We start from the raw sequence: 13,079 nt of genomic DNA, 5'->3' as shown, positions 1-13,079 counted from the left end.
CAATGTCCGCGCAACACGGCGCAAACGGCGAACCGACGCCCTCGATCAGCTCCGGAAGCAAGCGATGCTTTTCAGAGCAATGAGGGCGCCAGAGTCTGCGACAAGCTGCTTGCGAGCAGATATAAGCACATTCTTAATTGCCGCCGATCGGCAGCGGTGTGCAGACACGCGTCCACAGAATTGGAGAATTGTTTGCCACGAAGAAAAAATGTGGCCGGGATGTGAGGGTGGAGATGTGTTGCCAGCGCGCGCGTATCGCGGCCTCATCCCGCGATACGCGCCGATCAGAGGCTGCCGTTCAGATGAACATCAGCCAGTTCAGCAGAAAGATATTGACGATCATGAGCGTGAGCGCGGTCGGCACCTGCACCTTGATCACCGCGTTCTTGTCCGGAAGCTCCAGCAAGGCCGCCGGCACGATGTTGAAGTTCGCGGCCATCGGCGTCATCAGCGTGCCGCAGTAGCCGGAGAACATGCCGATCGCGGCCATCGTCGCGGGATTGCCGTGGAACACGCCGACGAGAATCGGCACGCCGACGCCGCCCGTCATCACCGGGAATGCGGCGAAACCGTTGCCCATGACCATCGTGAAAAGCGCCATGCCGACCACATACACCGCCACCGCGACGAGCCGGTAATCCATGTTGACGTAAGCGGTCGTCACATGCGCGACTGCCTTGCCGACGCCCGCATCCGAGAACACGAGGCCGAGCATGCCGAGCATCTGCGGCAGCACGGCGGCCCACGACAGCGCATCGATGAGGCGGCGCGTCTCGCGCATCGACTGGCCGACGGTATCGCGCGTCATCACGCACGCAATCGCAAGCGCGATCACGCAACCGACGCCGAAGCCGATCAGCGTCACGTTCTTCAGCTCGATCAGCGGCACGCCGCCGAACACGAGATACTTCGCGCCGAGCGTGAGGATCACGGTGACGACCGGAATCGTCAACGCGGGCACGAAGAGCTTGTTGCCGAGCCGCACGGCGCTCTGGCGGCGCGTTTGCTCGGAGAGCATCCTGGGCTTCGCGCCCGTGACGCCGCCGAGACCCGCGATCAGCGCCATCGCCACGACGAGCACGCCCACGACCGGCACCGGAATCCAGTCGCCGACGAGAAAGATCAGCGCGTAGATGAGCCAGAACACGCCCGCGCTGAAGCGCTTCGGATGCGCCTTGTCAGTGAGAATCATCCCGCCGACGACCAGCAGGATGATGCCGACCAGATAGAAGAGATAGTTGATCGTGAGCGTCATGCTTTCTCTCCCACGCCATTGCGCGTAAGCGCTTCGAGCTCGCGGGCGAGTCTGCGGTCGAGCAGCCAGAGCCTGAAGCCGTGGATCAGGAACGCGCAGATCGCAGTCGGGATGCCCCACACGGCGACATGCGTCGGCTCAACGACGATCCCCGCTTCCTTCAGGAACGTGACCATCAGCACGATCGCGCCGAACGCGACGAAGATGTCCTCGCCGAAGAACAGGCCGACGTTGTCCGTCGCGGCCGAATAGGCGCGCAACTTATGGCGCGTCGCGTCGGAGAGCTTGCCGTAGCGCGCTTCGGTGGCACCTTCGGCCATCGGCGCGAGCAGCGGGCGCACCATCTGCGGATGACCGCCGAGTCCCGTCAGGCCGACCGCCGCAGTGATTTCACGGACGAACAGATAGACGATCAGAAGACGGCCGGCCGTCGCCGCCTTGATGCTCGAAATCCACATCTGCGCGCGCTCGCGCAGGCCGTGCCGTTCGAGCAGGCCGATCACCGCGAGCGGCAACAGAATGATGAGCGGAATGTTGCGCGTCTTCAGAAAGCCGCTGCCGATCGCGGTCAGAATATGTTCGACGGGAAAGTGCGCCGCGAAGCCGGTGATGATCGCCGCGGCCGCGACGATCAGCATCGGATTGAAGCGCAGCACGAAGCCCGCGATGATGACGGCCACTCCGATGAGCGGCCATAGGTTGACTGCATTTGTCATTGAGATCTCCACACCGACAGGTAGTAATCGCGCCTCGAACCGGGCGCTCGCTTGCTAAAACGCCCCGCTTCGACGGGGCGTTCAATCTGCTACTGAAAGCGTTCTATGCGGCGGCGTGCGCGGCGCGTACTTCGATGCCCGCATCGGCCAGCGCGTCGCGAATGCGTCGGGCGAATTCGAGCGCGTGCGCGCCGTCGCCGTGCAGGCAGATCGTCTGCGCGTTGAGCGGCACCCATTCGCCCGACACGGCACGTACGCGCTGCTCGCGCACCATCGCGAGCGTGCGGTCGAGCACGAGGTTTTCGTCGTCGAGCAGCGCGCCTGGCTCCTTGCGCGGCACGAGCGAGCCGTCCGCGCGATAGCCGCGATCCGCGAACACTTCCTCGATCGCGATCAGTCCCGCGCGCCGCGCCGCTTCGACGAGCCCGCTGTTGGCGAGCCCGAACACGAGCAGCGACGGATCGAAGTCGTGCACGGCGGAGACGATCGCATCGGCGATTGCGGTGCTTTTCGCCGCCTGGTTATAGAGCGCGCCGTGCGGCTTCACGTGCGCGATGCGGCCGCCTTCCGCCTGCGCGATCGCCGAGAGCGCGCCGAGTTGATACAGCACGCCCGCGTAGATTTCCTCGGGCGGCAGGTCCATTTCCTTGCGGCCGAAGTTTTCGGGATCGTTGAAGCTCGGATGTGCGCCGATGGCGACGCCCTTCTCGACGGCCCAGCGCACGCAATCGCGCATCGCGGTGGCGCCGCCCGCATGCCATCCGCACGCGATGTTCGCGGAACTCACGAGATCGAGCAGCGCTTCGTCGGAGCCGCAGCCTTCGCCGAGATCGGCATTGAGATCGATTTCCATGATGTTTTGTGCAGTCGTTCCGTTGAATGTTGAAGTGATGCGCCGCGTCTGTCGCGCGGCTTTCGATTCAGGAGCCCGCGCGCGCGATGCGCTCCTCGTGCATCGCGATGGCCGTTTCCACCTGGCTCACGTACTGCCGCTCGTCGGCGAGCGCGTGACGCGCCTCTTCCACCGACGTCTCGATGAAGCGCACGCCGCCGTTCAGCTTCACTTGCGCGAGCTTCCACAAATCCGCTCGGATCACCGCGCCGATCTTCGGATAGCCGCCCGTGGTTTGCGCGTCGCCCATCAGGATGATCGGCTGGCCGTTCGGCGGCACCTGGATCGTGCCGGGCAAGACCGCGTGCGACAGCAGTTCGATCTTTTCGCGCCGTTCGAGCGCCGTGCCGGAAAGGCGAAAGCCCATGCGGTTGCTGTTCGGCGTGATCGTCCATTCCTCGTTCCAGACGCTCTCCTGCGCCGCGTCGCTGAAGCTGTCGTATTCGGGGCCGCGCAGCACGCGGATCGGCACCGCCCACGCGAGTCCCGGCGAATGTCGGCCGCGCCGCACGGGTTCATCGACGAGCACGAACTTGCACCATGCGGGCGCCTTCACGCCGAACGCCGGCTCTTCCGGCGAAAACGCGATGCCCTTGTGCGGCTGCGGCACGCCTAGCGGCAGGCGGTCGCCGTCGCGCAGCGCACGTCCGCCGAGGCCGCCGAAGCACGCGGCGAGATCGGTCGAGCGCGAGCCGAGCATCGGCAGGACGTCGATGCCGCCCGCGATCGCCACATAGCAGCGCATGCCGCGCTTCGCCGCGCGCAGCGTCAGTTCCTGGCCCGCGCGCACGGGCAGGCTCCACCACGAATAGACGGGCTTGTCGTCGAGCGTCGCGCCGAAATCGGTTCCGGTGATGGCGACGCGCGTCGCGTGCTTGAAGCGCAGCACCGTCGGCCCGAACGTAACCTCGATGCCCGCCGCGTCCGCCCGGTTCCCGACGATGCGATTGCCAATTTCCAGCGACAGCGCATCGAGCGCGCCACCGGAACTCACGCCGAGATGCCGGTAGCCGCGTCGTCCGAGGTCCTGGACGGACGTGAGCACGCCCGCGCGAATCACGTCGATCATGTGCGCACCTCCAGCGCCGTGAAGCGCACGCGGTCGCCGGGCTGCATCAGCGTCGGCGGATTTCTGGCCGGATCGAAAAGTTTCAGATCCGTGCGTCCGAGCAACTGCCAGCCGCCCGGCGACGCCGCCGGATAAATGCCCGTCTGCGCCCCACCGATTCCGACCGATCCCGCCGGCACTTCGAGACGCGGCTCGGCGTGGCGCGGCATCGCGAGTGCGGGATCGAGCCCGCCGAGATAGGCGAAGCCCGGCTGAAAACCGAGAAAGAACACGACGTATTCGGCTTGCGTATGACGCTTCACCACTTCGTCGACGGAGAAACCCGTGTGCTTCGCGAGCGCGGCGAGATCGGGGCCGTCGGCGCCGCCGTAGTGCACCGGAATCTCGATCTCGGCGCTGTCCATGTCGGTCGGCTCGGCGGCGTCCCAGGCGCTTTCCAACTCGGCGGCGAGCGTTTCATAGTCCGCCACGAGCGGATCGAACACGATCGTCAGATTGTTCATGCCCGGCACCACTTCGACGACGTGCGGCATGAGGCGCGCGCGTTCGGCCAGCGCCCAGATGCGGCGCTGGCAGTCGAGCGTGGCGGGCGGCGCGGCTTCGCATACGAGCGCGGCGTCGCCCAGCGAGTGAATACGTGGTCTTGTCATGCCTCAAATTTGCCTTTGCGGGACGCGAAATTCGTCTGTTCGATGCGTTTCGCGCCGTCGCAGAATGTTACATTGTCAATAAATTATCAAGAAATTATCAATTCACGTTTTTGCCGAGGCGCGCTTCGCTCGCGAAAATGACGTTGCGCTACACTCCAACGCACTGCAAATCGGTCACCGCCATGCCGCGTCATCCCACCAAAATCGTCTCGTCCGAGCATCTCGTCTCCGAAGCCAGCGCGGAACTGTCGGAATTCGAATACGGCCTCATCATGGCGGGCAACGCGTTCAATCGCTGGATGGTGCGTTGCATGTCCGCGGCGGGCGCGAAGGACATGACGGCGGTGGAGGTGTCGCTGCTGCATCACGTGAGCCATCGCGACCGCAAGAAGAAGCTCGCCGACATCTGCTTCGTGCTGAACATCGAGGACACACACGTTGCCACGTATGCACTGAAGAAACTCGTCGCGCGCGGCTACGTGCAAAGCGAGAAATCCGGCAAGGAAGTGTTCTTCTCCGCGACGCCGGCGGGACGCGAATTGTGCGGCAAGTATCGCGAAGTGCGTGAGGCGTGCCTCATCGAGACGCTGCGCGAAAGCGGGCTCACCAACGAGCAGATCGGCGAGGCCGCGCAATTGATGCGCAATGCATCCGGCCTCTACGATACCGCCGCACGCGCGGCGGCATCGCTTTAGTAGATCGCGGATTCGGTGACGATCGCGTCGAGCGGCATGTCGTGCGCCTCGCGCGGCAACGTGCGGCACCTGCCCGATTCGTACGCGATGCCGATCGTCACCGGCCGCTCGCCATTCGGCCACGCGGCGAGCGTGCGATCGTAATAGCCGCCGCCATACCCCAGCCGATATCGATCCGCATCGAAACCGACGCACGGAATCAGCAGCAGTTCCGGCACGACCACCCGCTCTTCAGCGGGCACCGGAATCCGGTAGCGGCCTTCCTTCATCGGCGCGTGCGCGCTCCACGCGTGGAACACCATCGGCGCGTGCGGTTTCACGACCACCGGCAGCGCGGCGCCGCGTGCATTGTCAGCGGCGAGCCAGCGCGTAAGCGCGTCGCGCGCGTCGAACTCGCCCGCGACCGGCCAGTAGAAGCCGACGCACCGCGCGTCGTGCCGCGCGAGCACCTCTTCGATGCGCCGCGCGAGCGCCTCGTTCTTCGCGGCGTGGCCGGCTTGCTCGCTCTGCGCCTCGCGGGTCGCGAGAAGCGTTGCGCGCAATGCGCTTTTCGGTTCGCTCTTGGGTTGATCGCAAACGTTGCGTGCTATGCTTTCCTCCGATCTCAGGACCACCTCGCGCTCCAGAAATAAGATGTCAAAACGCCTCAACCGAGTATATCTCGTGGTCGGCGCAGCCCTTGCAGCAGCGACGCTCGTCGCCTGCGGAACTGCTTCCGCCGTCCGTCCCGATGCCGATCTCTCGCCCACGTCCGACGACCGCATCTTCCTGCAATTGCGCGATGCCGCTCGCACGAACGATGCCGGCAAGGCTGCCGCGCTCGCCGCGCAGATTCCGGACTATCCGGCGCCGAGTTATATCGAATACTTCACGATCAAGCCGCAGCTTTTCGATTCGCAAGGCCACGCGCGCATCGACGCGCCCGACGCGCCGGTGCTGTCGTTCCTGCAGCGCTACGACGGCCAGGCGATCGCCGACCGCATGCGCAACGACTATCTCGTCGTGCTCGGCAGCCGTCACGACTGGAAAAACTTCGAGCAGCAATATTCCCGTTTCGTTCTCAATGACGACACGCAGGTCAAGTGCTACGCGCTCGAAGCGCGCATGTCGCGCGGCGAAAACGTCGCGGATGCGGCGCGCGCGCTGCTCGTCGAGCCGAAATGGTACGGCGACGGCTGCATCGACCTGATCGGTGCGCTCGCGGAGTCCGGCCAGTTCACGAGCGACGACATCTGGCAACAGATCCGTCTCGCCTACGAGCAGAACTACACGACGACCGGCTCGAACATCGTCGAGGCGCTCGGCCAGGAAAAGCCGAAGGATTCGCTCCTCGACGACGCCGTGAACAAACCGCCGCTCTATATCGCACGCGGCGTGATGCCCAACTCGCCCGCGCATCAGTTGACGCTGCTCGCGGTCACGCGCATGGCCCGCAACGATCCGGCGATGGCCGCCGCCACCTTTACCTCCGTCGCGCCGAGTCTGACGCCGGCCGAGCGCGCGATCGGCTGGGGCACGATCGGCTATCAGGCGGCGCTCAAGCGCATGCCGTCGGCGGCGGACTGGTATCGGCTGTCGGCGAACGCGCAATTGTCGAACCCGGCGTACGAATGGCGCACGCGCAGTGCACTGCTCGTCGGCGACTGGAACATGGTGCGCTGGTCCATCGAGCAGATGCCGCCGAGCTTGCGCGCGCAGCCCGCGTGGGTTTACTGGCACGCACGCGCCGTGAAGCAGGCCGGCGACACGGCGACGGCGAATCAGGAATTCCAGAGCATCGCGGATCAGTACAACTTCTACGGCCAGCTCGCGCTCGAAGAGCTCGGCCAGAAGATCAACGTGCCGCCGCGGACCACGGTGTCGGATGCCGAGATCGCACAGATGCAATCGGTGCCGGGTTTCGCGCTGTCGCAGCGTTTCTACGCGCTGAACATGCGTCTCGAAGGCAATCGCGAATGGAACTGGCCGCTGCGCACCATGACCGACCGGCAACTGATCGCGGCCGCGCAGTACGCGAAGCGCATCGAGTTGTTCGACCGGACCGTCAACACCGCGGACAAGACGAAGGCGGAGCACGATTTCACGCTGCGCTATTTGTCACCGTTCCGCGATATCGTCGAGCGCGATGCGCAGAACACCGGTCTCGACATCGAATGGGCATATGGCCTGATCCGTCAGGAGTCGCGCTTCATCATCAATGCGCGCTCGGAAGTCGGCGCGGGCGGCCTCATGCAGTTGATGCCCGGCACGGCGCAACTCGTCGCGAAGAAGATCGGTCTCGGTCCCGTGTCGCGCGCGCAGATGAACGACATCAACACCAATATCCTGCTCGGCACGAATTACCTGTCGATGATCTACAATCAATTCGATAACTCGGCCGTACTCGCCACCGCAGGCTACAACGCCGGACCGGGCCGCCCGAGCCAGTGGCGTCAGGGCTTGCGTGCACCGGTGGAAGGCGCGGTATTTGCTGAAACGATCCCGTTTACCGAGACTCGCGATTACGTGAAGAACGTGCTGTCGAACACCGTCTACTATGCAGCGCTGTTCGAAGGCCGTCCGCAGTCGTTGAAGGCGCGTCTGGGCTATATCGCACCCTGACCGTCCGGACACGAAACCTCACGCCCGCGCGTCGCATGGCAGCACGCGCGGGCGTTTTTTATTTTCGGCCCCGCCGTTCTGAACTGAAGCCGCATTCGTCAGGCCGCGACCCAAGAGGCGAACTATGCGACACCAACATGTAGCGCTGATCGGCGGTTCGGGTTTCATCGGCAGTCATCTCGTCAATGCGCTCGTCGATCTCGGCAAGACCGTGCGGATCGCGACCCGACGGCGCATCAACGCCGCGCATCTCACGCTTTTGCCCATCGATGTCATCGAAACCGATGTGCACGATCCCGTGCAACTCGCCGCGTTCATCGAACAGAGCGATGCGGTGATCAATCTCGTCGGCATTCTTCAGGGGCATCGCGACGACCCGTATGGGCCCGAATTCGCGAAGGCGCATGTCGAACTGCCGCGCAAGATCGCCGCCGCGTGCGAGGCGAAGGGCGTGCGGCGTCTTCTGCACATGAGCGCGATCGGCGCGGACAGCGAAGGTCCGAGCATGTACCTGCGCTCGAAGGGCGATGGCGAGAAGATCGTCCGCGAGTCGGGACTCGACTGGACCATTTTCCGCAGTTCCGTCGTGTTCGGTCCCGAGGACAATCTGCTCAATCAGTTCGCGTTCCTCGAACGCATGTTCCCGGTGATTCCGCTCGCATGCGCCGATGCGCAGTTCCAGCCGGTGTTCGTCGGCGACGTGGCGAAGGCGATGGTCAACGTGCTCGATCTCGACGCCGCCAATGGCCATGTCTACGAGCTCGCGGGTCCGGGCGTCTACACGCTGGCGGAACTCGTGCGCTTCTCTGGCGCGACCATCGGCAAGCATTCGCGCATCATCAAGCTGCCGGAGAGCCTCGGCCGCCTTCAGGCGATGACCATGGAAATGGCGCCCGGCCAACCCATCATCTCGCGCGACAATCTCGATTCGATGAAAACGCCGAACATCGCGAGCGGGCCGCTCGCGCCGGAACTGGGCATCGACGAGCCTGCGAGCATCGAGACCATCGCGCCGCTTTATCTTTCCGGCAACTCGACGCGTTCGCGCTTCAACGCATTTCGCGCCACCGCGCATCGTTAATTTTCTTTTTGTGATCGCATGAAACTCGTTATCGGTGACAAGTTCAACTCTTCCTGGTCGATGCGGCCGTGGGTGCTGCTCAAACATTTCGGCATTGCGTTCGATGAGACGCTGATCCGTCTCGGCCGGCCCGACACGAAATCGAAGATTCTCGACGTTTCGCCGTCCGGCAAGGTGCCGTGCCTCATCACCGATGCGGGCGATTCGGTGTGGGAGTCGCTCGCGATCGTCGAGACGATTGCCGAGCAGCACCCCGAGCACGCGATGTGGCCGCGCGACGCCGCCGCTCGCGCGCGCGCCCGCAGCATCAGCGCGGAGATGCACGCGGGTTTCGCGGACCTGCGCCAGAACATGCCGATGGAAATCACGACGCACGCGCCGGGCACGGGCGCGACGCCGGGCGCGCTCGCGAATATCGCGCGCATCGAGGCGATCTGGGCGGAATGCCTGGCCACGTCGGGCGGCCCGTTCTTGTTCGGCGAGTTCGGCATCGCGGACGCGATGTTCGCGCCGGTCGTCATGCGCTTCAACACTTACGCGCCTGAACTGAGCGCGACGTCGCTCGAATATGCGAAGCGCGTCACGGCGCTGCCGGCGGTCGCCGCGTGGATCGAGGGCGCGCGCGAGGAAGCGCGATGAACATCTACGCAGTAGGCGGCGCGATCCGCGACGCGTTGCTGGGCGTGCCGGTGGTGGATCGCGATTACGTCGTGGTGGGTGCGACGCCCGAGCAGATGGTGGCGCAGGGATATCGGCCGGTCGGGAAGGACTTTCCGGTTTTTCTGCATCCCGAGACTCACGAGGAATACGCGCTCGCGCGCACGGAGCGCAAGACGGCGGCGGGCTATCACGGTTTCCAGTTCTACTTTTCGCCCGATGTGACGCTAGAGGAAGATCTGGCGCGGCGCGATCTCACGATCAATGCGATGGCGCGCGAGGTCACGCCGGTGGGCGAGCTGACCGGGCCGGTCATCGATCCGTTCAACGGCGCGGCCGATCTCAGGGACAAGCTGTTCAGGCATGTCGGCGATGCGTTCATCGAAGATCCGGTGCGCATTCTGCGGCTTGCGCGCTTCGCGGCGCGTTTCGCGGATTTCGATGTCGCGCCGGAAACCGCCGAGCTGATGAAGAAGATGGTCGCGGCGGGCGAAGTCGATGCGCTCGTGCCCGAGCGCGTATGGCAGGAAGTGTCGCGCGGACTGATGGAGACGAAGCCGTCGCGCATGTTCGAGGTTTTGCGCGAATGCGGCGCGCTCGCGCGGATTCTTCCCGAAGTCGATGCCTTGTGGGGCGTGCCTCAGCGCGCGGACTATCACCCGGAAGTGGACACGGGCGTGCATGTGATGATGGTGCTCGACTACGCTGCGTCGCAGAGATTCGCGTTGCCGGTGCGCTTTGCGGCGCTCACGCACGATCTTGGCAAGGCGACGACGCCGGAGGATATTTTGCCGCGTCATATCGGCCATGAGGGGCGCAGCGTCGATCTGTTGCGGCCGCTTTGCGAGCGCTTGCGCGTGCCGAACGAATGCCGCGATCTGGCGGTGCTCGTCGCGCGTGAGCACGGCAATATTCATCGCGTGATGGAGATGGGCGCGGCGGCGCTTGTCAGGTTGTTTGAACGCTCGGATGCATTGCGCAAGCCGGCGCGGTTTGCTGAAGCGCTGCAAGCATGTCTTGCGGATGCGCGTGGGCGGCTCGGGTTGGAGCAGCAGGCTTATCCGCAGGCGGAGCGGCTGAGGGAGGCGCTGGTCGCGGCGCGGTCGGTGGATGCGGGGGCGGTCGCGCAGGCGTTCGCCGATCAGCCTTCCAGGATCAAGGATGCCGTGCATGATGCGCGGGTCGCGGCGGTGAAGGGGGCGTTGGGGGGATGAGGTTTGGTTTTTTTCGCTGGATCCCGTTGGCGTGTCGGTCTATTAGCACTGCCCCTGTGCGGGGCGGCAGTCACTTTCTTTGCTGCTGCAAAGAAAGTAACCAAAGAAACAGCTATCCCCAGCCTAAGCGCTTCACACCGGCCGCGGCACAGGCGATTGACCTAATGGCCCGGCAGTAGCGAGTGCCCTCGAAGGTCTCGCGGGGCTTGGACCGCGCACGGTCTGCCACATCGCACCACACAACAAACTGGTTCAGCACCAAATAGCTCCGGCCCGCTTCGCGGCCGATGGGTCAATCGGGTTCGCGTACGTTTCTTCTCCGACGGTTTCCCTCGCATACCCAGCGGCAGCGCGTAGCGCTGTGCCGAAGCTCTTTCGTGCTGAACCAGCGTGCTCAAATATTTGGGGCGGCAGACCGTGCGCGAGCCAAGCCCGATTGGCCCTTCGAGCAACCGTCTTGCAAGTCAAGCGATATGAAAGCACGGATTCCAGTTCACGCCATGTTTTGCGATTGCGTTGATGATGGTAAGCAGCTTGCGCATCGCGGCAACCAGTGCGACCTTCTTTCGCTTGCCCGCGAGAATCAGGCGCTGGTAGTACTCGCGCAACACGGGGTTATGTCGCACAGCGGTCAGCGTCGCCATGTAGAGTGTGCTGCGCACGTCGGCGCGCCCACCCCAGATGGTTCGCTGCCCACGCATGAGCCCAGAATCCCGATTGAGTGGCGCGACGCCCACCAGCGCGGCGATACGTCTACGATCGAGCTTGCCCAACTCGGGCAACTCGGCCAGCAGCACGGCCACACTCGCCGCGCCGATACCGGGGACGGTGCGCAACGCTTGGGCCAGTTCGGCGTGATGCTGCTGCACGTGTGCGGCCACCTCGGCGTCACTGTCCGTGAGTTCGCGCTGCAGAAAATCGACGACGCGTTTGATGCTGGGGCGCGCCGCCGCGTGCGCCGGTCGCAGCCGCTGACGCTCGCTGGTGATCATCTGCACCAGTTGGCGCCGACGCAGCACCAGCGCCTGCAAGCGCTGCAGTTGAGCATCGGCCAACGGCTTGATGAAGCGCTCGCGCTGCGGGTGCTGGTCCAACACGCGGGCAAAAGCGGCCAGCATTCGCGCGTCCAGCGCGTCGGTCTTGGCCAAGGCCCCCATCGAACGGGCAAAATCACGGGCCATGCGCGCATTGACCACGGCCACGGTCAAACCAGCGGCCTGCAACGTATACGCGGCCTCGAATTCGTAGCCGCCGGTGGCCTCCAGCACGATCAGGGTCGGGCCAAGCTGGAGCAGTCGCTGGACCAACTGCTCAATGCCCGGAGCATCACTAGAGGCCTGCCAGTTCGCCGCCAGCGTGCTCACGGCCACCTCCAGCGTTTGGCTCGATACGTCAATTCCTACGAAAGCAGTCTCGGACATGTCCTCTCGCTCCCATCCTTGTATATGCGAACTCAAAGTTCCTACAACCGTTCGGGCTGCAAGAAAGGACGGTCCAACCCAGGCACCCTACGCTCAAAGACGGGCTTAAACCTTCACCCCGAGGGCTATCGGGCTACCCGAGTTGGTCCGAGGCTTAAAGATACAAGGGCGACACTTAGGCGAGGGCCACCGCGGGCTGGCAAGCATGGCCAACTTGCGTGTGACCGCGGGCGGTGAGAAGCTGCTTTCTTTGGTTACTTTCTTTGCAGCAGTGTATAGACCGGGGACATAGCTGACAGATCCGCGGGGACATGGTTGACACTTTTGGGCATCTCGATGCCTGGACCCGACCATGCCTTGGAACCCGCAGGACACCATGCAACTTCGCCTTGAATTCGTGACCCTGGCCATGCAGCAAGAGATTGCTTTCAGCGAGCTGTGCCAACGCTTTGGCATCAGCCGGCAGACCGGATACAAGTGGGTCGACCGCTATCAGGCGGGGGGCCGCGAGGCGCTGGGCGATCTCTCCAGACGCCCGCACCGCAGCCCGAATCGAACCTGCGACGAACTCGAAACGCGGGTGCTCGAGGTGCGAAGCCAGCATCCGGCCTGGAGCGCGCACAAGATCAGCCGGCGCCTGAAGGATCAAGGCCTGCAAGGCGTGCCTTCGCACAGCACGGTCAATGCCATTTTGCAGCGCCATGGATGCATCGGCGAGAAGGCGTCGGAGGCGGCCACCGCCTGGACCCGTTTCGAGCGCGCCGAGCCTAACGAGCTATGGCAAATCGATTTCAAGGGCCACTTCGGCATGCTCGATCAAAGGCGCTG

Annotated in this window: 13 protein-coding genes; 6 read left to right on the top strand and 7 right to left on the bottom strand. The window is 64.2% G+C overall.

Annotated features, from left to right (window positions below; translation table 11 throughout):
* Positions 1-298: 298 nt before the first annotated feature.
* From QCE73_RS13835 to pxpB, 5 genes are all read right to left on the bottom strand, one after another.
* Complete coding sequence (locus tag QCE73_RS13835) at positions 299-1,255, bottom strand: DUF979 domain-containing protein (RefSeq protein ID WP_035499237.1); 957 nt, start codon at positions 1,253-1,255, stop codon at positions 299-301.
* Positions 1,252-1,971 (bottom strand): DUF969 domain-containing protein, encoded by a 720-nt coding sequence (locus tag QCE73_RS13830; RefSeq protein WP_309881670.1) that lies wholly within the window; start codon positions 1,969-1,971, stop codon positions 1,252-1,254. Before QCE73_RS13830 ends, QCE73_RS13835 begins: the two co-directional genes overlap by 4 nt.
* Before the next feature lie 103 nt (positions 1,972-2,074).
* A complete protein-coding gene (pxpA, locus tag QCE73_RS13825; protein WP_035499235.1) occupies positions 2,075-2,824 on the bottom strand; it encodes a 5-oxoprolinase subunit PxpA in 750 nt (249 codons plus the stop codon).
* A gap of 67 nt (positions 2,825-2,891) precedes the next feature.
* Complete coding sequence (locus tag QCE73_RS13820) at positions 2,892-3,932, bottom strand: biotin-dependent carboxyltransferase family protein (RefSeq protein ID WP_309881668.1); 1,041 nt, start codon at positions 3,930-3,932, stop codon at positions 2,892-2,894.
* The gene (pxpB, locus tag QCE73_RS13815) at positions 3,929-4,582 is read right to left on the bottom strand and encodes a 5-oxoprolinase subunit PxpB (protein WP_309881667.1); all 654 of its coding nucleotides are present in this window, start codon (positions 4,580-4,582) and stop codon (positions 3,929-3,931) included. Before pxpB ends, QCE73_RS13820 begins: the two co-directional genes overlap by 4 nt.
* Before the next feature lie 182 nt (positions 4,583-4,764).
* Between pxpB and QCE73_RS13810 the strand changes: the two genes are divergently transcribed.
* The gene (locus QCE73_RS13810; RefSeq protein WP_008352632.1) at positions 4,765-5,277 is read left to right on the top strand and encodes a winged helix DNA-binding protein; all 513 of its coding nucleotides are present in this window, start codon (positions 4,765-4,767) and stop codon (positions 5,275-5,277) included.
* On the opposite strand, the gene QCE73_RS13805 is transcribed toward QCE73_RS13810, so the two are convergent.
* Positions 5,274-5,903 carry a 5-formyltetrahydrofolate cyclo-ligase gene (locus QCE73_RS13805; RefSeq protein ID WP_404989769.1) on the bottom strand — a complete coding sequence of 210 codons (630 nt, stop codon included), beginning with the start codon at positions 5,901-5,903 and terminating at the stop codon, positions 5,274-5,276. The two genes, QCE73_RS13810 and QCE73_RS13805, sit on opposite strands and share 4 nt — an antisense overlap.
* Positions 5,904-5,910: 7 nt before the next feature.
* Between QCE73_RS13805 and QCE73_RS13800 the strand changes: the two genes are divergently transcribed.
* From QCE73_RS13800 to QCE73_RS13785, 4 genes are all read left to right on the top strand, one after another.
* On the top strand, positions 5,911-7,878 hold the full coding sequence (locus QCE73_RS13800) for a lytic transglycosylase domain-containing protein (RefSeq protein ID WP_035499230.1): 1,968 nt from the start codon (positions 5,911-5,913) through the stop codon (positions 7,876-7,878).
* A 124-nt stretch (positions 7,879-8,002) separates the two neighbouring features.
* The gene (locus QCE73_RS13795) at positions 8,003-8,959 is read left to right on the top strand and encodes a complex I NDUFA9 subunit family protein (RefSeq protein WP_309881664.1); all 957 of its coding nucleotides are present in this window, start codon (positions 8,003-8,005) and stop codon (positions 8,957-8,959) included.
* Positions 8,960-8,977: 18 nt separating this feature from the next.
* Complete coding sequence (locus QCE73_RS13790) at positions 8,978-9,598, top strand: glutathione S-transferase family protein (protein WP_309881662.1); 621 nt, start codon at positions 8,978-8,980, stop codon at positions 9,596-9,598.
* Entirely contained in the window at positions 9,595-10,830 is a 1,236-nt protein-coding gene (locus QCE73_RS13785; protein WP_309881660.1) for a multifunctional CCA addition/repair protein, read from the top strand. Before QCE73_RS13790 ends, QCE73_RS13785 begins: the two co-directional genes overlap by 4 nt.
* 464 nt (positions 10,831-11,294) lie before the next feature.
* Here the strand turns inward: QCE73_RS13785 and QCE73_RS13780 are convergent, their stop codons facing one another.
* Positions 11,295-12,251, bottom strand: coding sequence for a transposase (locus QCE73_RS13780; RefSeq protein WP_309881658.1), 957 nt, complete (start codon positions 12,249-12,251; stop codon positions 11,295-11,297).
* A gap of 352 nt (positions 12,252-12,603) precedes the next feature.
* Here QCE73_RS13780 and QCE73_RS13775 point away from each other — a divergent pair.
* A partial coding sequence (locus QCE73_RS13775; RefSeq protein ID WP_309881655.1) for a helix-turn-helix domain-containing protein occupies positions 12,604-13,079 on the top strand: 476 nt, incomplete at its 3' end.

The sequence above is a fragment of the Caballeronia sp. LZ029 genome, from assembly GCF_031451275.1.
GTDB classification, from domain to species: domain Bacteria; phylum Pseudomonadota; class Gammaproteobacteria; order Burkholderiales; family Burkholderiaceae; genus Caballeronia; species Caballeronia jiangsuensis.
Note: the sequence above shows the minus strand (reverse complement) of the source record. Positions and strands in the feature narration are given on the sequence as shown.

What these genes read in the sequence shown, in the direction of transcription:
- QCE73_RS13835 (WP_035499237.1), bottom strand. Translation starts at nt 1,255, where the DNA reads ATGACGCTCACGATCAACTATCTCTTCTATCTGGTCGGCATCATCCTG.
- QCE73_RS13830 (WP_309881670.1), bottom strand. Translation starts at nt 1,971, where the DNA reads ATGACAAATGCAGTCAACCTATGGCCGCTCATCGGAGTGGCCGTCATC.
- pxpA (WP_035499235.1), bottom strand. Translation starts at nt 2,824, where the DNA reads ATGGAAATCGATCTCAATGCCGATCTCGGCGAAGGCTGCGGCTCCGAC.
- QCE73_RS13820 (WP_309881668.1), bottom strand. Translation starts at nt 3,932, where the DNA reads ATGATCGACGTGATTCGCGCGGGCGTGCTCACGTCCGTCCAGGACCTC.
- pxpB (WP_309881667.1), bottom strand. Translation starts at nt 4,582, where the DNA reads ATGACAAGACCACGTATTCACTCGCTGGGCGACGCCGCGCTCGTATGC.
- QCE73_RS13810 (WP_008352632.1), top strand. Translation starts at nt 4,765, where the DNA reads ATGCCGCGTCATCCCACCAAAATCGTCTCGTCCGAGCATCTCGTCTCC.
- QCE73_RS13800 (WP_035499230.1), top strand. Translation starts at nt 5,911, where the DNA reads ATGTCAAAACGCCTCAACCGAGTATATCTCGTGGTCGGCGCAGCCCTT.
- QCE73_RS13795 (WP_309881664.1), top strand. Translation starts at nt 8,003, where the DNA reads ATGCGACACCAACATGTAGCGCTGATCGGCGGTTCGGGTTTCATCGGC.
- QCE73_RS13790 (WP_309881662.1), top strand. Translation starts at nt 8,978, where the DNA reads ATGAAACTCGTTATCGGTGACAAGTTCAACTCTTCCTGGTCGATGCGG.
- QCE73_RS13785 (WP_309881660.1), top strand. Translation starts at nt 9,595, where the DNA reads ATGAACATCTACGCAGTAGGCGGCGCGATCCGCGACGCGTTGCTGGGC.
- QCE73_RS13780 (WP_309881658.1), bottom strand. Translation starts at nt 12,251, where the DNA reads ATGTCCGAGACTGCTTTCGTAGGAATTGACGTATCGAGCCAAACGCTG.